The organism is Buttiauxella izardii (assembly GCF_003601925.1).
In the GTDB taxonomy this organism is placed as follows: Bacteria; Pseudomonadota; Gammaproteobacteria; order Enterobacterales; family Enterobacteriaceae; genus Buttiauxella; species Buttiauxella izardii.
Genome location: NZ_QZWH01000006.1, coordinates 202,207 through 223,780, shown reverse-complemented (window position 1 = coordinate 223,780; position 21,574 = coordinate 202,207). Strand labels below are relative to the sequence as shown.

Genomic DNA, 21,574 nt, shown 5'->3' with positions numbered 1-21,574 from the left:
TTATTTGAACTGTTTGAGGAAACGTAAATCATTTTCGAAGAATGCACGCAGATCGGTCACGCCGTAGCGCAACATAGTCAAACGCTCCATGCCCATGCCGAATGCGAAGCCTGAATACACTTCTGGGTCGATACCCACGTTACGCAGAACGTTCGGGTGAACCATGCCGCAGCCTAAAACTTCCAGCCATTTGCCGTTTTTACCCATCACATCAACTTCTGCGGACGGCTCAGTGAACGGGAAATAAGACGGACGGAAACGAATCTGCAGATCCGCTTCGAAGAAGTTATTCAGGAAATCGTGAATAGTGCCTTTCAGGTTGGTGAAGTTGATGTTGGTATCAACAATCAAACCTTCCATCTGGTGGAACATTGGGGTGTGAGTCTGATCGTAGTCGTTACGATAAACACGGCCCGGCGCGATAATGCGAATCGGCGGCTGCTTGTCTTTCATGGTACGAATCTGCACGCCAGATGTTTGGGTACGCAGCAGGCGAGTGGCATCGAACCAGAAAGTATCGTGATCGGCACGCGCTGGGTGGTGCCCAGGAATATTCAGCGCATCAAAGTTGTGATAATCGTCTTCGATTTCCGGGCCAGTTGCCACGGTAAAGCCAAGTTCACCAAAGAAGCTTTCAATGCGATCAATGGTGCGCGTCACCGGGTGCAAGCCGCCGTTTTCAATACGACGACCCGGCAGGGATATATCGATAGTCTCTTCTGCCAGACGCGCATTCAGCGCTGCACTTTCCAGGGCGTTTTTGCGTGCATTCAAAGCTTCCTGCACTTTCTCTTTCGCTTCGTTGATTACCGCACCAGCGGCTGGACGCTCTTCTGGTGGCAATTCACGCAGGGTTGTCATCTGGAGGGTCAGATGCCCTTTCTTCCCTAAATACTCGACGCGTACGTTGTCTAACGCGGCAACATCATGGGCCTCGTTTATGGCGGCCGTTGCATTGGCAACCAGCTCTGCGAGATGTGGCATGGTATTCCTCTTATGCCGGCACAATTGCCGGGGTAGTTGATCCGTATACAAAAGCAAAAAAAAAGCCTCCATAATGGAGGCTTTCGGCGCTATTTTTCGTTTCTTTTCTTACGCGCAAAGCCCCCTGATTCAGGTGCTAAAGTAAAAAAAGAAACGGAAAATAGCAGCATTCATGCTTGCAGTTACCTTATTGATCAGTGTTAAACATTGCCGTTAGAAATTAAAAGAGGGAGACAAGCTCCCTCTCATAACTGGCTTACGCCAGAGCTGCTTTCGCTTTCTCAACCAGTGCAGTAAATGCCACTTTGTCGAATACGGCGATGTCAGCCAGGATCTTACGGTCGATTTCAACAGAAGCTTTTTTCAAGCCGTTGATGAATTTGCTGTAAGAGATCCCATTCTGACGAGCTGCAGCGTTGATACGTGCAATCCACAGCTGACGGAATTGACGTTTACGTTGACGACGGTCACGGTAAGCGTATTGGCCAGCTTTGATAACAGCCTGGAAAGCAACGCGGTAAACGCGTGAACGCGCACCGTAGTAGCCTTTGGCTTGTTTAAGGATTTTTTTGTGACGAGCACGTGCGATAACACCACGTTTTACGCGAGCCATATTAGCTCTCCTGTTCTATATTCTGAATTAATTAAAAAAGTGCTACTTATGCGTACGGCAGGCAAGCGATGACCAGGCCCAGATCCCCTTTGGAGACCATACCTTTCGGACGCAGGTGACGTTTACGCTTAGTAGACTTTTTAGTCAGAATATGACGCAGGTTAGCGTGCTTACGCTTAAAACCACCACCGGCGGTCTTTTTGAAGCGCTTTGCGGCGCCGCGTACAGTTTTAATCTTTGGCATTTAATAACTTTCCACTTCGCATTGTTAATAAAACGAACCAGAAGGCGAACAAATCTCACGAGGCCGAAACCTCGCGAGAGCTGTTACTTGGAAGGCCTTACTGTTTCTTCTTCGGAGCGAGCACCATGATCATCTGGCGGCCTTCGATCTTCGATGGGAAGGATTCGACAACTGCCAGTTCACTCAGATCGTCACGGACGCGGTTAAGCACTTCCATACCAATCTGTTGGTGAGCCATCTCACGACCGCGGAAACGCAGTGTGATTTTAGCTTTATCACCCTCTTCCAGAAAGCGAACCAGGCTGCGGAGTTTTACCTGATAGTCGCCATCATCGGTACCAGGTCGGAATTTGATTTCCTTGACCTGAATAACTTTTTGCTTCTTCTTCTGTTCCTTAGAAGATTTGCTTTTTTCATAGAGAAACTTGCCGTAGTCCATAATGCGGCAAACAGGCGGTTCAGCATTAGGACTGATTTCGACTAAATCAACTCCTGCCTCTTCGGCTTTTTCCAAAGCTTCATTCAGACTGACAATACCAATAGGTTCGCCTTCTAAGCCTGTCAGACGAACTTCTGTGGCACGAATTTCTTTGTTTATGCGATTAGGACGCGCCGGTTGAACTCTTTTTCCGCCTTTAATAACTCTATTCCTCTAGTTGATTAAGATTGCGACTGCGAATTTCTAATTGCAGTTTTTCAATCAGTTCGTTTACGTCCATGCTCCCCAAATCTTTGCCACGACGGGTGCGAACGGCTACTTTGCCTGCTTCGACCTCTTTATCGCCACAAACTAACATGTAGGGGACACGACGCAACGTGTGTTCACGGATTTTAAAGCCAATCTTCTCATTTCTCAAGTCTGCTTTTACACGAATGCCAGCATTTTGCAGTTTACGGGTCAATTCGCTAACGTATTCAGACTGTCCATCAGTGATATTCATGATCACTGCTTGTACCGGCGCAAGCCAGGTTGGGAAGAAACCCGCGAATTCTTCGGTCAGGATACCAATGAAACGTTCCATTGACCCGAGAATTGCACGGTGAATCATTACCGGAACCAGGCGTTCGTTACTTTCGCCGATAAACGAAGCGTTCAAACGTGATGGTAATGAGAAGTCTAGCTGTACAGTACCACACTGCCATGCACGGTCCAGGCAGTCGTACAGGGTAAATTCAATTTTAGGGCCATAGAATGCACCCTCACCCGGTTGATAATCAAACGGAATATTATTTTCTTGCAGCGCAACAGCCAAATCGGCCTCTGCACGGTCCCACATTTCATCAGTACCGATGCGTTTTTCAGGACGAGTAGACAGTTTCACAACGATTTTTTCAAAACCGAAGGTGCTGTACATGTCATAAACCATGCGGATACAGCTGTTTACTTCATCACGAACTTGTTCTTCGGTACAGAAAATGTGCGCATCGTCTTGAGTAAAGCCGCGAACACGCATCAGACCATGCAACGCGCCTGACGGTTCGTTACGGTGGCAGCTACCAAACTCAGCCATACGCAATGGCAGGTCACGGTAGGATTTCAAGCCCTGGTTGAAGATCTGAACGTGACCTGGGCAGTTCATTGGTTTGATGCAATATTCACGGTTCTCGGAAGAAGTGGTAAACATTGCGTCTTTATAGTTGTCCCAGTGGCCGGTTTTTTCCCACAGCACACGGTCCATCATGAACGGGCCTTTCACTTCCTGATACTGGTACTCTTTGAGTTTGGAGCGCACAAACACTTCCAACTCACGGAAGATAGTCCAACCGTCGTTGTGCCAGAACACCATACCAGGTGCTTCTTCCTGCATATGATACAGGTCGAGTTGCTTACCAATTTTACGGTGGTCACGTTTGGATGCTTCTTCCAGGCGTTGCAGATAGGCGTTCAGTTGTTTTTTATCTGCCCATGCAGTGCCGTAGATACGTTGCAGCATCTTGTTGTTGCTATCGCCACGCCAGTAAGCACCGGAAGTTTTCTGCAGTTTGAAATGATGGCAGAAACGCATATTCGGTACGTGCGGGCCACGACACATATCAACATATTCTTCATGATGATAAAGACCAGGCTTATCGTCATGGCTGATGTTTTCATCAAGAATCGCAACTTTGTAGCTTTCGCCACGGTTCACGAATGTTTCGCGGGCTTCATGCCAGCTCACATTCTTCTTGATGACATCGTAATCTTTCTCAGCCAGCTCGTGCATACGCTTCTCGAGCAGCTCAAGATCTTCCTGCGTCAGCGTGTGGTCGATATCAACGTCATAGTAAAATCCGTTGTCGATCACCGGGCCAATCGCCATTTTGGTGTGCGGCCACAGCTGTTTGATGGCATGACCCAATAAGTGGGCGCATGAGTGGCGGAGAATCTCCAGACCAGCTTCATCTTTAACAGTGATAATCGCGAGTTTAGCATCGTGCTCAATAACATCGGATGCATCAACCAGTTCACCATCAACACGGCCAGCGATACACGCTTTTGCGAGGCCTGGACCGATATCCAGTGCTACATCGAGCGGGCTAACAGCGTGGTCGTAATGGCGTTGGCTGCCATCAGGAAGAGTAATAACAGGCATTATAAGTCCTTATTTGCAGTGGTGACCCACACGTAAGATCACATGCAACGTTTATTTTGCTTTAGTTTCAATTGGTTGTGCAGTCATCTCACCTACAATTGCAAGGCCGATTGCACAATTTATGCGCGAGCGTGTCGTTCACTGCTTCGCGACGGTTGAGAATACTATCACTTTCGGGAGGGATTGTCGCGCCTTGCAATGGCAATGCATTATCTGACAATAAGAATAACCACCTGTTTTATCACTACTTTAATAGCACTGGTTAGTCATCCTTATTAATTAAAACGCTGACACAATAGTCACTATTAATAAGCTCCCCTAAAGTTTCAACTAAATACCAATCTGGATAGTGGCACAAATAATAAGACGTAAAAAAGCCGGGCTTCATGCTCGGCTTTTTATTTTATGCGTCACTTAAATTGAGCGATCAATTATCTTTACCGCATACGAGGATAATAAAATTTAGTGCAATTATGACCAATCACCTGCTACCAGGGTATGGACATTGAACGCATCATCCATAGATTGACCTGTAGATTGCGCGCCAGGCTGAATATTTGAGCCGGCTTCGATATCTGCCGCATGCCATACGGAGGATGGAGCAGTTTCTGTTGTAGTGGTAGCTGTAGGTGCTGCAGCAAATGCACCAAATGAAAGCACCGAAAGGGCAACGGCTATAGTAGCATATTTAATATTTTTCATATTCTTTATTCTCTTATTTAGTGGACCAGCAAGTTATTAACTCGCCACAAAACAAGAGTAGATCCAGATCACACTTTTGACAAGGGTGTTTATTTATCAATTCGTGTCAAATATACAGAAGATATGACTAAAACACTGATTAAGGAGAAATTATGGAGAAAGTGTTTTGGATTTCATTTTTAATTAAAATAAAACCGCGGGCCATAATTATATTAGCACGTAATGGTAATATAAAACAATAAAGCCGGGTATTCCCCGGCTTAGCCAATTACATCTTATAGCCAAGAGTAATCGCGGTACGGCGGTCTGTATGTTCCGGAGCAGAATCTGGCGGATTGGAGTTCCAGGTGACGTTATAGCCAACACGTAAACCAAAGTGCTCATTAATTGCCACTTCGAGCGCCGTTTCGGAGTTCACGGTTGTATCTTCACTACCCAGCACAGAAACGCCCTGGATAAATTTGGCGTTATCAGTCAACTGCCAGTTGTAGATACCGGACGCATAACCCAGAGCCTGAGTTTTATGCTCACCGTCAGTGTACTCGTCATAACGAACACCCGGACCAAATTCCACACGCAGACTGTGCACCGGCCCGCTCAGGAACTGGCGACCATAACCCGCGGTGAGTACGTCACGAGCTTGATAGCCGTTGAAGCGGTCAGTCAACCAGCTTGCCTGGCCAAACAGATAATCACTGTCTGTCATATTGTAACGGCTACGACCACCCGCTGCGTAAGTCTCAGAAGAGCGCTGATCGTTCGCAGAAGTGTTGTTCGCATTACCCCATATTGACCATGCGGTAGAGGTGTTATACCAGGTCATGTTGGTGTTCGCCGTCAGCGAGGAACTCGTGGTGTTACCTGATTGAGCCAAATAGCCCGCATTCAGGTTACCTTCGAAAGGCTTTTTAGCAGTAGCTGGGTCATCCATGACAGTGAAAACCGAATTATCTGCAATTGCAAAGTGACTTAAAAGCGCACTTCCGGTCAGCAAAATTGCAGCCGGTACTGTCTTAACAAAATTCATTTCAATTCTCTAAAGTACGTGTCGCGGGTTTGTGGTTAGACCCGACCATTTAACGACGCGCAGTTTATCAAATTTAAAAATAAACTACACAAGAGAGAGTGACTTTAGATGATTGTTGCCGGACGTTTGAACAAGAAGATTCTGCAACGTGCGTTTGCAAGCCACACTATCGTTTCGCCAAAAGTCGCCATTTTTCGCAGAAGGACTATGCTAAAACCTTCGGGATAACAACGAGGTGAATCATGAGTAACGGAGACATCGAGCGCTATGTCGTCACATTAAAATTTCAGGAACACAACCTCACGGAGCTGAACGAGTTAAATAACCATCTGACGCGCGGCGGTTTTTTACTGACGATGTCCGACGAAGAAGGGAAAATCCATGAATTGGGTATTAACACTTTCGGCTTGATAAGCCCCCTCAGCCCGCAGGAAGTTGAAGAACTCGCCCGCAGCCTTGGCACTCTAGCCCTGGGAACCGAACCAGAAGTTTCAGTCACCACCTGGGACACCTGGCAGCAAGACAGTAAATAGCATTGTTTCAAATATCATGACCGGGGATGTGCGTTAGTTCGAAGTTTGACCCGGTTAACAGCGATAAGCTAATGATCTACCAGAAAACCTGGGGAGAAGTATCATGTGGCAAGCCATTAGTCGTCTGTTAAGTGAACAACTCGGCACAGCAGAAATTGAACAACGCACGGAATTACCCGGTGGAGAAATCCACGCCGCCTGGCGTATTCACTATGCCGGTCATGAGATTTTTGTCAAAAGCGATGCTCGCGAGATGTTGCCCATTTTCACCGCCGAAGCCGATCAACTTGAATTGCTCTCGCGCAGTCATACGGTGCGCGTCCCAAAAGTTTGGGCGCTCGGTAGCGATCGTGATTACAGCTTCCTGCTACTCGAATACCTGCCTGCGAAACCGCTGGATGCGCACAATGCCTTTTTGCTCGGGCAGCAGCTAGCGCGTTTGCATGAGTGGAGCGACCAGCCGCAGTTCGGGCTCGATTTTGATAACGACCTTTCTACTACGCCGCAGCCCAACGCCTGGCAACGGCGCTGGTCAACCTTCTTTGCCGAACAACGCATCGGCTGGCAACTGGAACTTGCCGCTGAAAAGGGTATTCAGTTTGGTGACATCGACTTAATCGTCGAGTTTGTCCATCAAGCCCTCGCCTCTCACCAGCCGCAACCTTCTTTATTACATGGCGATTTGTGGTCAGGGAATTGCGCGATGGGGCCGGACGGGCCGTTCATTTACGATCCGGCCTGTTACTGGGGAGACAGAGAGTGCGATTTAGCCATGCTGCCATTACATCCGGATCAACCACCGCAAATTTATGACGGATACCAGTCAGTTTCCCCGCTCCCCGCCGATTTCCTGTTACGTCAGCCGATTTATCAACTCTACACCCTGCTCAACCGCGCCATTTTATTTGGCGGCCAGCACTTAGTGGTCGCGCAGAAAGCGCTTGATAGAGTTTTAGCCGCGTAAAAACCTCGCCACTCCCAAACCGGAGTGGCGTTTTTCTAGATAAAACCCAAAAGTGAAAAGAAGAAGTAACCGATAACGATAATAATGACGGGTAAAATATAGAGCGGGAAAATTTGCAGGAAAATGGTATGTCGCGGCACCACAATCTTCGCGTCGATTTGTTCTTTCGTTAACCCTTCCGGCCCCTTTGCCTGCTCCAGAATCAATTGATCCTGCACACCTTCGCGCAGAAACTTTGCCTGGCGACTCATGCGTGCGCCCGAAGCTTGTAAAGCTAAACCAATAAATATCAGCGCGTAGATCACCCAAAACAGCACGTTAGCTTGTTGATGGAATTCAGGTTGCGGCGAGTTGTACCAAAAGAAATTTAAAAACGGCGTATTAAAACGCATCATCTCAATCATCACGTGCGCGAAATCCAGCATCACGGCATTAATGCCCGCTTGTTTTTCGCTATGTTCGTACATGAACTTCAAAATTGAAATCAGTGTTGAAATCACCGCCGGGATGAAAATCACCCAGCCAGCCACACGTTTGAGCACGGCAATGCGTCCAGCTTGTTGATACGTCATTCGTTCCCCTTTGGTTGAGACGTAACTTGTTGGCACAAAGTTTACCTCGTCTGATGTGATTTCGCCTGAGCTTTGCGGGCGATTTTCACAAAGCGGTGGCAACATGCGCCGATTCCAGCTATTCATAAGGCATCTTATTGGTAATGCACACAGACAGGAGTCGATAAATGGCTGTAACTCGCCAGATTTTAGCTGCAATTTTTGATATGGACGGTTTGCTGATTGATTCAGAACCATTATGGGACGAGGCCGAGCTGGAAGTCATGGCAAGCCTGGGAGTGGATATTTCGCGCCGCTCCGAACTGCCTGACACGCTCGGTCTGCGTATCGACCTGGTGGTGGATTTATGGTTTGCCCAGCAACCCTGGAATGGCCCATCGCGTGAAGAAGTCACCCAGCGCGTTATCACTCGCGCCATTACGCTGGTAGAAGAGAAACGCCCTATTTTACCGGGTGTTCGCGAGGCCGTGGCATTATGTAAAGCACAGGGTCTGAAAGTCGGTCTGGCATCAGCCTCACCTTTGCATATGCTTGAGCGCGTGCTGGAAATGTTTGACCTGCGCGACCAGTTTGACGCCATTGCTTCCGCAGAACGCCTGCCGTACAGCAAACCGCATCCGCAAGTTTATCTCGATGCCGCCGCCAAACTGGGTGTTGATCCACTCACCTGCGTAACCCTTGAAGATTCGGTGAACGGCATGATTGCTACCAAAGCCGCGCGTATGCGTTCGATTGTGGTTCCGGCAGAAGAAAACCGTCACGACGAACGCTGGTGCCTGGCGAATGTGAAACTCGCTTCGCTCACTGAGTTACGTCCTGAACACCTGATTGGCTAATATTTTAAGATGCGGGGTTCCCCGCATCTTTCTCAAAACCCTACCTGCGTCAAATTTATTGAAACGTCATTTCAATTAAGTTTGAATTTACCTCATCCCCTACCTATCCTTTATTCACACGCGCAAGTGCGCATTTCCGGATACCGGGGTAACTATGATTCTCGATGCTTTTAATCTGCATGGCAAAGTCGCTATCGTCACGGGTTGTGACACTGGATTGGGTCAGGGAATGGCGATTGGCCTGGCGGAAGCTGGCTGTGACATCGTCAGCGTGAACCGCAAAGTTCCGCAAGAGACAGCGCAAAAAGTGCAGGCGCTTGGGCGGCGCTTTATGGCGATTCAGGCAGATTTAAGCCAGCAGGACGCCATCGCCAGCATCGTGGATCAAGCCGTCGCCGGGATGGGGAAAATCGACATCCTGGTGAACAACGCCGGAACCATTCGCCGCGAAGATGCCCTGGAATTCAGCGAGAAGAATTGGGACGACGTGATGAACCTGAATATTAAATCCGTGTTCTTTCTGTCACAGGCGGTGGCAAAGCAGTTCATCAAGCAAGGAAGCGGCGGCAAAATTATCAACATCGCCTCGATGCTTTCGTTCCAGGGCGGCATTCGCGTCCCTTCTTATACGGCATCGAAAAGTGCAGTACTCGGCGTCACCCGCCTGCTGGCGAACGAATGGGCGCAACACAACATCAATGTGAATGCTATCGCGCCGGGATACATGGCGACAAATAACACGCAGCAACTCCGGGATGACGAACAGCGCAGTCAGGAAATCCTCGACCGCATTCCGGCGGGTCGTTGGGGGCTGCCGTCCGATCTGCAAGGGCCGATTGTCTTTCTCGCTTCGAGCGCTTCTGATTACGTCAACGGTTACACCGTTGCCGTCGATGGCGGCTGGCTAGCCCGCTAAACACGCCGCCGCCGGGCAACTGGCGGTTGCAAAATGTTACGCCGTCACCTCTTCCGTCCACTGTATAAAAACCCTATACTGTATGAATCGACAGTTTTCATCCAGGTAGTATCATGACGGCGGAAGGCCACCTTCTTTTTTCCATTGCCTGTGCAGTTTTTGCTAAAAATGCCGAACTGACGCCAGTGCTCGCTCAGGGCGACTGGTGGCATATCGTGCCTTCAGCCATTCTGACCTGCTTATTACCGGATATTGACCATCCTAAGTCTTTTCTCGGCCAGCGTTTGCCGTGGATTTCTAAACCCATTGCCCGCGCCTGCGGCCATCGGGGCTTTACCCATAGCTTATTTGCCGTGTTCGCCAGTCTCGCGCTGTTCTACCTCAAGGTGCCAGAAACCTGGCTGATTCCCGCCGATGCGTTGCAGGGAATGGTGCTGGGTTATTTGAGTCATATTCTGGCAGATATGCTGACCCCGGCTGGCGTTCCGCTGCTGTGGCCATGCCGCTGGCGTTTTCGTTTCCCGATCATCAGACCGCAAAAAGGTAACCAACTTGAGCGTGCTTTATGCATGGTGTTTTTTGGTCTGGCGGTGTGGATGCCGCAGGGTGTGCCCGAAAACAGTGCAGTGCGGTGGTCATCGCACATGATAATTTCGCTGCAAACGTCCTTCGATCGTTTTTTAAATAACCACCGGGTACAATAATCGTACAAAACTAATCATTTTGTAATAATCAATTCCTTTTGAATATAAGCCTCGCTATAAGCTTCTGGTACGATTTACCGAATAAAGGTAGCAATTAAGTCTACCTGCTTACAAAACACTCAGGAGATACGGGATGAATTTTCCACTTATAGCGAACGTTATTGTGTTCGTTATTCTGCTGCTGTTACTGGCGCAAACTCGCCATAAACAGTGGAGTCTGGCGAAAAAAGTGCTGCTTGGTTTGGTTATCGGCGTGGTATTTGGTCTTGCTCTGCATACCATTTACGGTGAAGACAGCCCGGTACTGAAGCAATCTATTCAATGGTTCAACATCGTCGGTAACGGCTATGTTCAACTGCTGCAAATGATCGTCATGCCATTGGTCTTCGCCTCAATTCTGAGCGCGGTTGCCCGACTGCATAATGCATCATCGTTGGGTAAAATCAGCGTGCTGACCATCGGCACCTTGCTGTTCACCACTTTGATTTCAGCCCTCGTCGGCGTATTAGTCACCAACCTGTTTGGTTTGACTGCCGAAGGCCTGGTGCAAGGGACTGCGGAAACTGCACGTCTGAGCACCATCCAATCCACCTACGTGGGTAAAGTGGCTGACCTGAACGTGCCGCAGCTGATTCTCTCCTTCGTGCCGAAAAACCCGTTTGCCGACCTGACCGGTGCCAACCCAACGTCAATCATCAGCGTGGTGATTTTCGCGGCCTTCCTCGGTGTCGCTGCCCTGAAATTGTTGAAAGACGATGCACCAAAAGGTGAACGCGTTCTGGTTGCCATTGATACCCTGCAAAGCTGGGTGATGAAACTGGTTCGTCTGGTGATGCAACTGACGCCATACGGCGTGCTGGCTCTGATGACCAAAGTCGTTGCCGGTTCTAACTTGCAAGACATCATCAAATTGGGCAGCTTCGTGGTTGCTTCTTACCTGGGCCTGGCAATTATGTTCGGCGTGCACGCCATCCTGCTGACAGTCAACGGCGTTAGCCCGCTGAAATACTTCCGCAAAGTATGGCCGGTACTGACCTTTGCCTTCACCAGCCGCTCCAGCGCTGCAAGTATTCCATTGAACGTGGAAGCGCAAACGCGTCGTCTGGGCGTGCCTGAGTCCATCGCCAGCTTTGCGGCGTCCTTCGGTGCCACCATCGGCCAGAACGGTTGTGCGGGTCTGTACCCTGCCATGCTGGCGGTGATGGTCGCTCCTACTGTCGGCATTAACCCGCTTGACCCGGTATGGATTGCTACTCTGGTCGGAATCGTGACCGTTAGCTCCGCAGGCGTTGCCGGTGTCGGTGGCGGTGCCACATTCGCCGCGCTGATTGTTCTGCCAGCCATGGGCTTGCCGGTGACTCTGGTCGCGCTGCTGATTTCTGTTGAACCGCTTATCGACATGGGCCGTACCGCTCTGAACGTTAGCGGCTCCATGACTGCCGGTACTATCACCAGCCAGTTGATGAAACAGACCGATAAAGAAGTGCTTAATAGCGACGAAGAAGCGGAACTGGCGCATCGCTAAACATTAGCAAAACGACTGTATTATCTGCGACAATAAAACGGCTCCTGTAACAGGGAGCCGTTTTTTATTGATAACTTAGAGCCCGCGACAGGGCCCCAAAACATTCTCGCATTCTACGGACCACTACAGTCATGACACGATTCTGCATTCTGCTTTTGTTGTGTATATCCACCGCCTGGGCCGAAACGCCCGATAGCCCTTACCTGAAACAAGCGCAAACGGGTGACAGCCGTGCCCAGTTTTACCTGGCCGATACCCTTTTTAGCGCAGGCGAATATCAGCAAGCCGAAGAGTGGGCGGCGAAATCAGCGGCTCAGGGAGATGCTGATGCGCTCGCCCTTTTGGCGCAATTAAAAATTCAAAACCCGGACGCAGCTGATTACCAAAAAGCCAAATCATTAGCTGAACAGGCCGTTCAGCGCGGAAGTAAAACAGGCGAAGTCACGCTGGCGCGGATTCTGGTGAATACCCAGGCGGGCAATCCGGATTACCCGGCCGCCGTGAAATTACTGGAAAGCGCTTCGCAAGATATAGAAAGTGACTCAGCGGTAGATGCACAAATGTTCTTAGGCTTGCTGTACGCCAACGGCGTCGGCATCGCCCAGGATGATGACAAAGCAACATTCTGGTTCAAACGCAGCTCGACACTGTCCCGCACCGGTTACGCCGAGTACTGGGCGGGCATGCTGTTTTTGAATGGTGAGAAAGGATTTATTACCGCCAACAAACAACGCGCGTTGCAGTGGCTAAATTTAAGCTGCACAGAAGGTTTTGATACCGGCTGCGAAGAGTTCGAACGAATCAGTAACGGCGGGTAAACCGCCGTTCCCTTCAGGAAATCTCATTTTCATTTCTGACCTGCGTCGCCCAACGTTGCGCGGCCTCCGGTAACGTAAACGGCGGCGACTGGCGGAACGCATTCCCCACCAGCACAAATGCCACATAGCGATTGCGTAGCATCCACACATCCTTGAACCCTTCGACACGCCATGCATGGGCCGGTGGCGCGGGTTCAACACGCGGTTGGTATGTAAGAACGGGACGAGTATTGGGTTGGCGCAAAGGTTTCATAGGCTATGGAATCGAAACTAAATTGATGAACAACTTCACTATGATAGCGGAGAACTGCCCTCCTCGTCTCGCGTTGAGATGACCTTGTTCTATAGTTAAAGGTGTTTTGATCATACAAAGCACCCTTATAACAAGACTAAATCAGGAGATGAGTTCAATGTCGACGAACGATAAACATCCGCTAAGCCACAACGCACCGATACATGACGCCAATGAATCTAAACCCGGAATGGACTCACTGGCACCCGAGGATGGCTCACACCGCCCTTCTGCTGAACCCACTCCACCCGGCGCACAACCCACCGCCCCTGGCAGCGTTAAAAGCCCGGATACCTCCAACGAAAAACTGAAATCCCTCGATGTGCATCGCAAAGATGGTGAAAACTTCCCACTCACCACCAATCAGGGCGTGCGCATTGCCGATGACCAAAACTCGTTACGCGCCGGTACGCGCGGGCCTACACTCCTGGAAGATTTTATCCTGCGGGAAAAAATCACCCATTTTGACCATGAGCGTATTCCCGAGCGTATCGTCCATGCCCGTGGTTCTGCGGCTCATGGCTATTTCCAGCCGTACAAAAATATGTCCGATGTGACCAAAGCCGACTTCTTGTCTGACCCGGACAAAATCACTCCGGTATTTGTACGATTCTCTACCGTGCAAGGCGGCGCGGGGTCTGCCGACACGGTGCGTGACATCCGCGGTTTTGCGACGAAGTTTTATACCGAAGAAGGGATTTTCGATTTAGTCGGCAACAATACGCCGGTGTTCTTCATTCAGGACGCGCATAAATTCCCGGACTTTGTCCACGCCGTCAAACCCGAGCCACACTGGGCGATTCCACAAGGCGGCAGCGCGCATGACACCTTCTGGGACTATGTTTCGCTCCAGCCCGAAACCCTGCACAACGTCATGTGGGCGATGTCTGACCGTGGCCTGCCGCGCAGTTATCGCACCATGGAAGGTTTTGGCATTCACACCTTCCGCCTGATTAATGCCGAAGGCAAAGCGACGTTCGTGCGCTTCCACTGGAAACCTGTCGCCGGTAAAGCCTCGCTAATCTGGGACGAATCGCAAAAACTGACGGGCCGTGACCCGGATTTCCACCGCCGTGACCTTTGGGAATCTATTGAAGCCGGTGACTTCCCGGAATACGAACTGGGGCTGCAATTAATTCCAGAAGAGGACGAATTTAAGTATGACTTTGACCTGCTCGACCCGACCAAGCTGATCCCGGAAGAGCTGGTGCCGGTTCATCTGGTGGGCAAAATGACGCTCAATCGCAACCCGGATAACTTCTTTGCCGAAAACGAACAGGCGGCATTCCACCCCGGCCATATCGTTCCAGGGCTGGATTTCAGTAACGATCCGCTGTTGCAGGGGCGTTTGTTCTCGTATACCGACACGCAAATCAGTCGTCTGGGTGGGCCAAACTTCCACGAAATCCCGATTAATCGCCCAACTTGCCCGTATCACAACTTCCAGCGCGACGGCATGCACCGCATGGATATCGACAATAATCCGGCGAACTACGAGCCGAATTCCATTAACGATAACTGGCCGCGTGAAACACCGCCCGGCCCGAAACGCGGCGGTTTTGAAAGTTATCAGGAACGCATCGAAGGGCATAAAGTCCGCGAGCGTAGCCCATCGTTTGGCGAATATTACTCGCAACCGCGCCTGTTCTGGCAGAGCCAGACGCCAGTTGAACAGCAGCACATTATCAGCGCTTTTAGTTTTGAATTATCGAAGGTCGCACGGCCTTATATCCGCGAAAGAGTGGTGGATCATCTGATTCATATTGATATTTCTCTCGCCAATCCGGTGGCAGAAAATCTCGGAATTGAGCTTTCTGATGAGCAAATGCATATCGCGCCACCGAAAGACGTCAACGGCCTGAAGAAAGATCCAAGCCTGAGTCTGTATGCCGTGCCGAGCGGCACCGTGAAAGGTCGCGTGGTGGCGATTTTGCTTAGTGAAAAAGCCAATGCGGCAGATGTGCTGGTGACCATGAAAGCGCTGAAGGCTCAGGGCGTGCATACCAAACTGCTGTTTGCCCGACTCGGGGAAATTACCGCCAACGATGGTTCGCAACTTCCTGTTGCCGCCACCTTTGCGGGTTCACCTTCCGTAACGGTGGATGCGGTCATTGTGCCTGGCGGCGACTTGAGTTCCATTCTTGATAATGGCGATGCCGCTTATTATTTACTGGAAGCTTATAAACATTTGAAAGTTATTGGCCTGTCTGGCGATGCCCGACAGTTCAAATCTAAACTGGGCATTGATGCACAAGGCGAGGAAGGCATTGTTGAAGGTGACACTGTCACAACAGCATTTACCGATGATTTCCTGAAACTGTTAGCCGCTCACCGCGTCTGGTCGCGACATAACAAAATCGCGCATATCCCGGCGTAACCCACAAAAAAGCCGTCACATCTGTGACGGCTTTTTTATTTATAACGGGAATTTATTTTTTGGTTTGTGGATCAGTGTCGTACTCGGCACAAGTCTGATAACCGGAATTCATCACATGACCGGTTTCATCAAGGGCGACGAAATAAGTTTCGGTTTTGCCATCACGCTGGCCAAGAATATAAGTCTGGCAAGTGCCGCGTGCGTGAACCATGGTGATTTCAGAAGAAGGCTTACCGGCAACTTGCTGCACTTGCTCACGGCTCATGCCTTTTTTCACGTCTTTTACAACTGGGGTCGCAACCTGATCTTTTGTGCGATCATAGGCCGTACAACCCGCCAACATAGTCATTACCGCTGCTGCACCTAAAATTCCTGCGAAAGTCTTGTTCATATTTTATCCTCGTTTTTCAGGGTATTGCTCATGCGTGTTAGATAAGCCTGGAATATAAAAGCGCTTTTTTCAACTAAGCAGACCAAATGAACAAATTTTAGGATTATTATACAAAACACCAGGTTAGCGTCGAATCGCTCTAAATCGCGCCAAATGGTTCCCATGTTCCCGCATGAGTCTTGTCGTTTTACCTACAAAAGGTTAGTTTTAATCTATATGCCTGCGCGCGCAGGTGAATTTCAATCGGAGGGGTTAAATGGCTCTGCAACAAGAGATTATTCAGGCTTTGGGGGTTAAACCACAGATCGAACCGGCACACGAGATTCGTGTCAGCGTCGATTTTTTAAAGTCGTACCTACAAAAATATCCCTTCATTAAGTCTCTGGTGCTGGGCATCAGCGGCGGCCAGGACTCCACTTTGACCGGCAAACTTTGCCAGACTGCGATAAACGAACTGCGCGAAGAAACCGGCGATAGCAGCTACCAGTTTATTGCCGTGCGCTTACCGTTTGGCGTGCAGGCCGATGAGCAAGACTGCCAGGACGCCATCACCTTTATCCAACCCGACCGCGTATTAACCGTGAATATCAAAGGTGCGGTATTGGCGAGCGAGCAAGCGCTGCGCGAAGCGGGAATTGAACTGAGCGATTTTATTCGCGGCAACGAAAAAGCCCGCGAACGTATGAAAGCGCAATACAGCATTGCCGGAATGACTAAAGGCGTGGTGGTCGGAACTGACCACGGCGCAGAGGCAGTAACCGGCTTCTTCACCAAATACGGCGATGGCGGCACCGACATCAACCCAATCTTTCGCCTGAACAAGCGCCAGGGCAAAGCGCTGCTGAAAACGTTGGGCTGCCCGGAGCATTTGTACCAGAAAGCGCCGACGGCGGATCTTGAAGACGATCGCCCTTCTCTGCCGGACGAAGCCGCGCTGGGTGTGACTTACGAGCAGATTGACGATTACCTTGAAGGCAAAACCCTTGATGAAGGCACCAGCAAAATCATCGAAGGCTGGTATCTGAAAACCGAACACAAACGTCGCACGCCGATTACCGTGTTTGATGATTTCTGGAAATAACCCTTTCTGAAAATAGCGTCGGATGACGCTGCGCTTATCCGACCTACGAAAACCCGTTCTCGCGTGTAGGTCGTACAACAGCGTCATCCGACAATACCGCTCTGGAAATACATGGACACCTCTGCAAAACGCGCCACGGCTTTTGGCCTGCTGGCAATTCTCCTCTGGAGCACCTCGGTCGGTTTACTGCGCAGTATCAGCGAGCATTTTGGCCCGGTGGGCGGTGCCGCACTGATTTACACCGTCAGCGCAATTTGCTTGTGCGTTGCGCGGGGTTTACCGAAAATCCGTGAAATACCGCCGCGCTATCTGTGGGTGGGCGGGGCGTTATTTGTCACTTACGAAATATTTCTCGCCTTAGCCATTGGCCTTGCCCATAGCCGCAGCCAGTCATTAGAACTGGGGATGATTAATTACCTGTGGCCGAGTTTGACCATTCTGCTGGCGCTGTTTATCAACCAGCAACGCAGCAATTTATGGCTCTGGCCGGGGCTGGCGCTTTCTCTGGCGGGGATCGTTCAAGTGATGAAAGGCGACGGTGAATGGTCGCCGTTGCAGATGTGGCACAACATTCTCGATAACCCATTAGCTTACGGCCTGGCGTTTGCCGCCGCCCTCATTTGGGCGCTTTATTGCAATATCACCCGCCGCTGGAGCGCAGGCACAAATGGCGTTTCGCTGTTCTTCTGCGCCACCGCAGCCGTGTTATGGGTGAAATTTGCCTTTGTTAGCGAAGCACCGATTCACTTCACGCTGCCTTCAACGCTGCAATTGTTGTTTATGGGCGCTTCCACGGCGATAGCCTATTCGGCCTGGAACCATGGCATTCAGCGCGGGAATATGACGTTGCTGGCGACGGCCTCGTACTTTACGCCGGTGCTTTCGGCGTTGATTGCGAGTTTGTGGTTGGGTTTACATCCGGGCTGGGGTTTCTGGCAGGGTGTTGCGATGGTAGTCGGCGGATCGCTTTTATGTTGGTTTGCAACCCGCCGCTACAGTTAACGCGTTATTTGATCATCGGCAGTTTTAATTCATGTTCTTTCGCGCATTCCACGGCACTTTCATAACCCGCATCGGCGTGGCGCATCACGCCCGTTGCCGGGTCATTCCACAATACGCGACCCAAGCGCACCGCCGCTTCTGGCGTACCATCCGCCACAATCACCACGCCCGCGTGTTGTGAGAAGCCCATTCCAACGCCGCCGCCGTGATGCAAACTCACCCACGTCGCGCCGCCCGCGGTATTTAACAGCGCGTTAAGCAGCGGCCAGTCAGAAACCGCGTCCGAACCATCTTTCATGGATTCCGTTTCACGGTTGGGTGACGCCACCGAACCGCAGTCCAGATGATCGCGCCCGATAACAATCGGTGCTTTCAGCTCGCCGTTGCGCACCATTTCGTTAAATGCCAGCCCGGCAAGATGACGCTCGCCGAGTCCCAGCCAGCAAATACGCGCCGGTAATCCCTGGAACGCAATGCGTTCTTGCGCCATATCCAGCCAGCGATGCAGGTTATGGTTATCCGGGAAGAGTTCTTTGAGTTTGGCGTCGGTTTTGGCGATATCTTCCGGGTCGCCAGACAGCGCCACCCAGCGGAATGGCCCTTTGCCTTCGCAGAATAACGGGCGAATATAGGCCGGAACAAAGCCCGGGAAATCAAAGGCATTTTCCACGCCTTCATCAAATGCGACCTGGCGAATATTGTTGCCGTAATCCACCGTCGGCACGCCCATTTCCCAGAAATCGAGCATCGCCTGAACATGCACCGCCATTGACTCACGCGCCGCTTTTTCTACCGCTTTCGGCTGTGTTGTGCGTTCACTCTGCCAGCGCTCCACGCTCCAGCCCAACGGCAAGTAACCGTTCACCGGATCGTGCGCGGAGGTTTGGTCGGTGACAATATCAGGCTTGATTCCGCCCGCTTTGGCGCGTTTTACCAGTTCCGGCAACAACTCGGCGGCGTTCCCCAGCAGGCCTACGGAGATGGCTTTTTTCTCTGCATTCGCCTGTTCGATCATCGCCAGCGCTTCATCGAGACTTGTCGCTTTGTAATCGAGGTAACGGGTACGCAGACGGAAATCAATGCGTGATTCCTGGCATTCAATTGCCAGCACCGAAGCGCCTGCAAGCACGCCTGCCAACGGCTGCGCACCGCCCATTCCACCTAAGCCCGCCGTAAGGATCCACTTGCCACGTAGATCGCCGTTGTAGTGCTGGCGTCCCGCTTCGGCGAAGGTTTCAAACGTGCCCTGCACAATGCCCTGCGCGCCGATGTAAATCCACGAACCGGCGGTCATCTGGCCGTACATCATCAACCCGGCTTTATCGAGTTCGTGGAAATGATCCCAGTTAGCCCAGTGTGGAACGAGGTTGGAGTTAGCGATTAAGACGCGCGGTGCGTCAGCGTGGGTGCGGAAAATGCCCACTGGTTTACCGGACTGCACCAGCAACGTTTCGTCCGCTTTAAGCGAACGAAGTGAGGAAAGGATCTGCTCGAAGCATTCCCAGTTACGCGCAGCTTTGCCGATCCCACCGTACACCACCAGATCTTCCGGGCGCTCGGCAACATCCGGGTCGAGGTTATTCTGGATCATGCGGTAAGCTGCTTCGATCAGCCAGTTTTCACAATGCAACGTGCTGCCATGTGGAGCACGTACCGTGCGGGCTACCGCCTGTTTTACAGATTCAGTCATTGTCGTGGCTCCCGGCATCAGGCCGATGTAGAAGGAAAGAGTTGAGTAATCGCTGCTGGCAAATCGCCGCTACAACCCCACTGGCGCATACTTTCAATATCGGGTGCCAGTAAACGGTCTTTATCGAGGAAGGCCACGCGCTCGCGCACGCCACTAAACACCTGTTCCATCAGCGCCGAACTGCGTAACGGGCGGGAAAACTCAATACCCTGAGCGGCAGCCATCGCTTCGATGCCCACAACCGCTGCGGTGTTAAAGCACATGTCGCCCAGGCGGCGAGCGGCGTAGGTCGCCATAGAAACGTGATCTTCCTGGTTGGCAGAAGTTGGCAGGCTATCCACACTTCCTGGGTGCGCCAGCGATTTGTTCTCTGAGGCCAAAGCGGCGGCGGTCACTTGAGCAATCATAAAGCCGGAGTTGATCCCGCCCTCTTTCACCAGGAATGGCGGCAGGCCGGAAAGCCCGGTATCGAGCAGTAACGCCAGACGGCGTTCGGAAATCGCGCCAATTTCGGCAATCGCCAGCGCCAGAATATCGGCGGCGAACGCCACCGGTTCCGCATGGAAGTTACCGCCAGAAATCACTTCACCGGTTTCGCTAAACACCAGCGGATTATCGGAAGCGGCGTTGGCTTCGATTTGCAGCACACGCGCCGCGTGGCGCAGGTTATCGAGACATGCGCCCATTACCTGTGGCACGCAACGAATGGAATACGGGTCTTGCACGCGCCCGCAATGCTGATGGGAATTGACGATTTCGCTGCCTTCCAGCAGGGTTCTGACCGCTGCCGCAACGTCAATTTGCCCGATTTGCCCACGCGCTTCGTGAATACGGGCGTCGAACGGTTTCACCGAACCCTGAATGGCCTCAAGGGACAACGCCCCCGCCACCAGCCCCGCGCCAAAGACTTTTTCGCCTTCAAACAGGCCGCGCAGCGCCAGTGCGGTAGAAACCTGGGTGCCGTTTAATAACGCCAGCCCTTCTTTTGGCCCCAGCACCAACGGCTCAACGCCAGCAATTTTCAGCCCGGCAATCGCAGGAATTTCTTCGCCATTGATCCGTACATTGCCTTCGCCTAACAGCATCAAGGAAAGATGCGCCAGCGGCGCTAAATCCCCCGATGCGCCTACCGAACCTTTTTCTGGAATTACCGGCATCACTCCGGCGTTAAACAGGTTCAACAAACTGTCGATAACGTTCATGCGCACGCCAGAATGACCGCGCGCGAGGCTGATAATTTTGCTCGCCATCACCAGGCGCACCACGTCATCCGGCAGCGGTTTACCCAGGCCGACGCTATGCGAAAGCACCAGATTGCGTTGCAATTCAGCCAGATGGTCATTGGCGATAGTGGTTTGCGCCAGTTTGCCAAACCCGGTATTAATGCCGTAAACCACATCGCCATGTTTGACGATGGCTTCAACGGTTTGTTGCGCTTTTTCAACCGCGTCAATGGCCTGGGGATCCAGACTCAGCGTCACGGTTCCATGATAGATTTCACGCAGTGTGGCGAGCGTTACGCGCCCTGGAGTGAGACAGCAAAGCTTCTTTTGCAGCGACCCTTTTTGCATCGACATAAGGAGTTCCTGATGGCATCAATTCATATGAACGTATATGGTTGTATAGACAACCTAACTAATAAACCCAAATGACCGCCAGTACGTCATAGGTAATTTTTATTGAACAGTGAGCGGGATCGCGCTTTGTGCGCAAAATGAAACCATGAAGGA

General features: G+C 51.2%; 23 protein-coding genes and 1 other annotated feature. Of the genes, 10 read left to right on the top strand and 13 right to left on the bottom strand.

Annotated elements, in window-relative coordinates; all coding sequences use genetic code 11:
* The 8 genes from pheS to D6029_RS04210 all read right to left on the bottom strand — a co-directional run bounded on the left by pheS (position 1) and on the right by D6029_RS04210 (position 6,143).
* Positions 1 to 984: a phenylalanine--tRNA ligase subunit alpha gene (gene pheS, locus D6029_RS04245; RefSeq protein WP_120063566.1), complete on the bottom strand. Its 984-nt coding sequence runs from the start codon at positions 982 to 984 to the stop codon at positions 1 to 3.
* 55 nt (positions 985 to 1,039) lie between these two features.
* Positions 1,040 to 1,163, bottom strand: a sequence feature (Phe leader region).
* Entirely contained in the window at positions 1,114 to 1,158 is a 45-nt protein-coding gene (pheM, locus tag D6029_RS04240; protein ID WP_001386830.1) for a pheST operon leader peptide PheM, read from the bottom strand. Its footprint overlaps the feature before it by 45 nt.
* Before the next feature lie 77 nt (positions 1,164 to 1,240).
* On the bottom strand, positions 1,241 to 1,597 hold the full coding sequence (rplT, locus tag D6029_RS04235; protein WP_000124850.1) for a 50S ribosomal protein L20: 357 nt from the start codon (positions 1,595 to 1,597) through the stop codon (positions 1,241 to 1,243).
* 46 nt (positions 1,598 to 1,643) lie between these two features.
* Complete coding sequence (gene rpmI / locus D6029_RS04230; protein ID WP_005968897.1) at positions 1,644 to 1,841, bottom strand: 50S ribosomal protein L35; 198 nt, start codon at positions 1,839 to 1,841, stop codon at positions 1,644 to 1,646.
* Between the two features lie 97 nt (positions 1,842 to 1,938).
* Entirely contained in the window at positions 1,939 to 2,481 is a 543-nt protein-coding gene (gene infC, locus D6029_RS04225) for a translation initiation factor IF-3 (RefSeq protein WP_072011152.1), read from the bottom strand.
* Positions 2,482 to 2,485: 4 nt separating this feature from the next.
* Positions 2,486 to 4,414 (bottom strand): threonine--tRNA ligase, encoded by a 1,929-nt coding sequence (gene thrS / locus D6029_RS04220; protein ID WP_120063565.1) that lies wholly within the window; start codon positions 4,412 to 4,414, stop codon positions 2,486 to 2,488.
* 471 nt (positions 4,415 to 4,885) lie between these two features.
* Positions 4,886 to 5,116 (bottom strand): hypothetical protein, encoded by a 231-nt coding sequence (locus D6029_RS04215; protein WP_120063564.1) that lies wholly within the window; start codon positions 5,114 to 5,116, stop codon positions 4,886 to 4,888.
* A 268-nt stretch (positions 5,117 to 5,384) separates the two neighbouring features.
* Positions 5,385 to 6,143, bottom strand: coding sequence for a DUF481 domain-containing protein (locus tag D6029_RS04210; RefSeq protein ID WP_120063563.1), 759 nt, complete (start codon positions 6,141 to 6,143; stop codon positions 5,385 to 5,387).
* A 242-nt stretch (positions 6,144 to 6,385) separates the two neighbouring features.
* Here D6029_RS04210 and ghoS point away from each other — a divergent pair, with 242 nt between their 5' ends.
* Together ghoS and D6029_RS04200 are read left to right on the top strand one after the other, a co-directional pair.
* A complete protein-coding gene (gene ghoS, locus D6029_RS04205; protein WP_120063562.1) occupies positions 6,386 to 6,676 on the top strand; it encodes a type V toxin-antitoxin system endoribonuclease antitoxin GhoS in 291 nt (96 codons plus the stop codon).
* A gap of 103 nt (positions 6,677 to 6,779) precedes the next feature.
* Positions 6,780 to 7,640 (top strand): fructosamine kinase family protein, encoded by an 861-nt coding sequence (locus D6029_RS04200; RefSeq protein ID WP_120063561.1) that lies wholly within the window; start codon positions 6,780 to 6,782, stop codon positions 7,638 to 7,640.
* Between the two features lie 35 nt (positions 7,641 to 7,675).
* Here the strand turns inward: D6029_RS04200 and D6029_RS04195 are convergent, their stop codons facing one another.
* On the bottom strand, positions 7,676 to 8,212 hold the full coding sequence (locus tag D6029_RS04195) for a YniB family protein (protein ID WP_120063756.1): 537 nt from the start codon (positions 8,210 to 8,212) through the stop codon (positions 7,676 to 7,678).
* Between the two features lie 167 nt (positions 8,213 to 8,379).
* On the opposite strand from D6029_RS04195, the gene hxpB reads away from it, so the two are divergent.
* The 5 genes from hxpB (at position 8,380) to D6029_RS04170 (ending at position 13,011) form a co-directional block, all read left to right on the top strand.
* Positions 8,380 to 9,048 carry a hexitol phosphatase HxpB gene (gene hxpB, locus D6029_RS04190; protein WP_120063560.1) on the top strand — a complete coding sequence of 223 codons (669 nt, stop codon included), beginning with the start codon at positions 8,380 to 8,382 and terminating at the stop codon, positions 9,046 to 9,048.
* Positions 9,049 to 9,202: 154 nt separating this feature from the next.
* Complete coding sequence (kduD, locus tag D6029_RS04185) at positions 9,203 to 9,964, top strand: 2-dehydro-3-deoxy-D-gluconate 5-dehydrogenase KduD (RefSeq protein ID WP_120063559.1); 762 nt, start codon at positions 9,203 to 9,205, stop codon at positions 9,962 to 9,964.
* 113 nt (positions 9,965 to 10,077) lie between these two features.
* Positions 10,078 to 10,668, top strand: coding sequence for a metal-dependent hydrolase (locus D6029_RS04180; protein ID WP_120063558.1), 591 nt, complete (start codon positions 10,078 to 10,080; stop codon positions 10,666 to 10,668).
* A gap of 133 nt (positions 10,669 to 10,801) precedes the next feature.
* Positions 10,802 to 12,193: an L-cystine transporter gene (locus D6029_RS04175; protein WP_120063557.1), complete on the top strand. Its 1,392-nt coding sequence runs from the start codon at positions 10,802 to 10,804 to the stop codon at positions 12,191 to 12,193.
* Between the two features lie 131 nt (positions 12,194 to 12,324).
* Positions 12,325 to 13,011, top strand: a complete 687-nt coding sequence (locus D6029_RS04170) for a tetratricopeptide repeat protein (RefSeq protein WP_120063556.1) — start codon at positions 12,325 to 12,327, stop codon at positions 13,009 to 13,011.
* Positions 13,012 to 13,024: 13 nt separating this feature from the next.
* Here D6029_RS04170 and cedA read toward each other — a convergent pair whose 3' ends face one another.
* Complete coding sequence (cedA, locus tag D6029_RS04165) at positions 13,025 to 13,264, bottom strand: cell division activator CedA (RefSeq protein WP_120063555.1); 240 nt, start codon at positions 13,262 to 13,264, stop codon at positions 13,025 to 13,027.
* A gap of 157 nt (positions 13,265 to 13,421) precedes the next feature.
* On the opposite strand from cedA, the gene katE reads away from it, so the two are divergent.
* Positions 13,422 to 15,680 carry a catalase HPII gene (gene katE, locus D6029_RS04160; protein WP_120063554.1) on the top strand — a complete coding sequence of 753 codons (2,259 nt, stop codon included), beginning with the start codon at positions 13,422 to 13,424 and terminating at the stop codon, positions 15,678 to 15,680.
* Between the two features lie 52 nt (positions 15,681 to 15,732).
* Here the strand turns inward: katE and osmE are convergent, their stop codons facing one another.
* The gene (gene osmE / locus D6029_RS04155) at positions 15,733 to 16,071 is read right to left on the bottom strand and encodes an osmotically-inducible lipoprotein OsmE (protein WP_120063553.1); all 339 of its coding nucleotides are present in this window, start codon (positions 16,069 to 16,071) and stop codon (positions 15,733 to 15,735) included.
* A gap of 256 nt (positions 16,072 to 16,327) precedes the next feature.
* Between osmE and nadE the strand changes: the two genes are divergently transcribed.
* Both nadE and yddG read left to right on the top strand, forming a co-directional pair.
* Positions 16,328 to 17,152: an ammonia-dependent NAD(+) synthetase gene (nadE, locus tag D6029_RS04150; RefSeq protein WP_120063552.1), complete on the top strand. Its 825-nt coding sequence runs from the start codon at positions 16,328 to 16,330 to the stop codon at positions 17,150 to 17,152.
* 111 nt (positions 17,153 to 17,263) lie between these two features.
* The gene (yddG, locus tag D6029_RS04145; protein ID WP_120063551.1) at positions 17,264 to 18,154 is read left to right on the top strand and encodes an aromatic amino acid DMT transporter YddG; all 891 of its coding nucleotides are present in this window, start codon (positions 17,264 to 17,266) and stop codon (positions 18,152 to 18,154) included.
* 4 nt (positions 18,155 to 18,158) lie between these two features.
* Here yddG and hutU read toward each other — a convergent pair whose 3' ends face one another.
* Together hutU and hutH are read right to left on the bottom strand one after the other, a co-directional pair.
* Positions 18,159 to 19,844 carry a urocanate hydratase gene (gene hutU, locus D6029_RS04140; protein ID WP_120063550.1) on the bottom strand — a complete coding sequence of 562 codons (1,686 nt, stop codon included), beginning with the start codon at positions 19,842 to 19,844 and terminating at the stop codon, positions 18,159 to 18,161.
* Between the two features lie 17 nt (positions 19,845 to 19,861).
* The gene (gene hutH / locus D6029_RS04135) at positions 19,862 to 21,421 is read right to left on the bottom strand and encodes a histidine ammonia-lyase (protein WP_244212369.1); all 1,560 of its coding nucleotides are present in this window, start codon (positions 21,419 to 21,421) and stop codon (positions 19,862 to 19,864) included.
* Positions 21,422 to 21,574 lie beyond the last annotated feature (153 nt).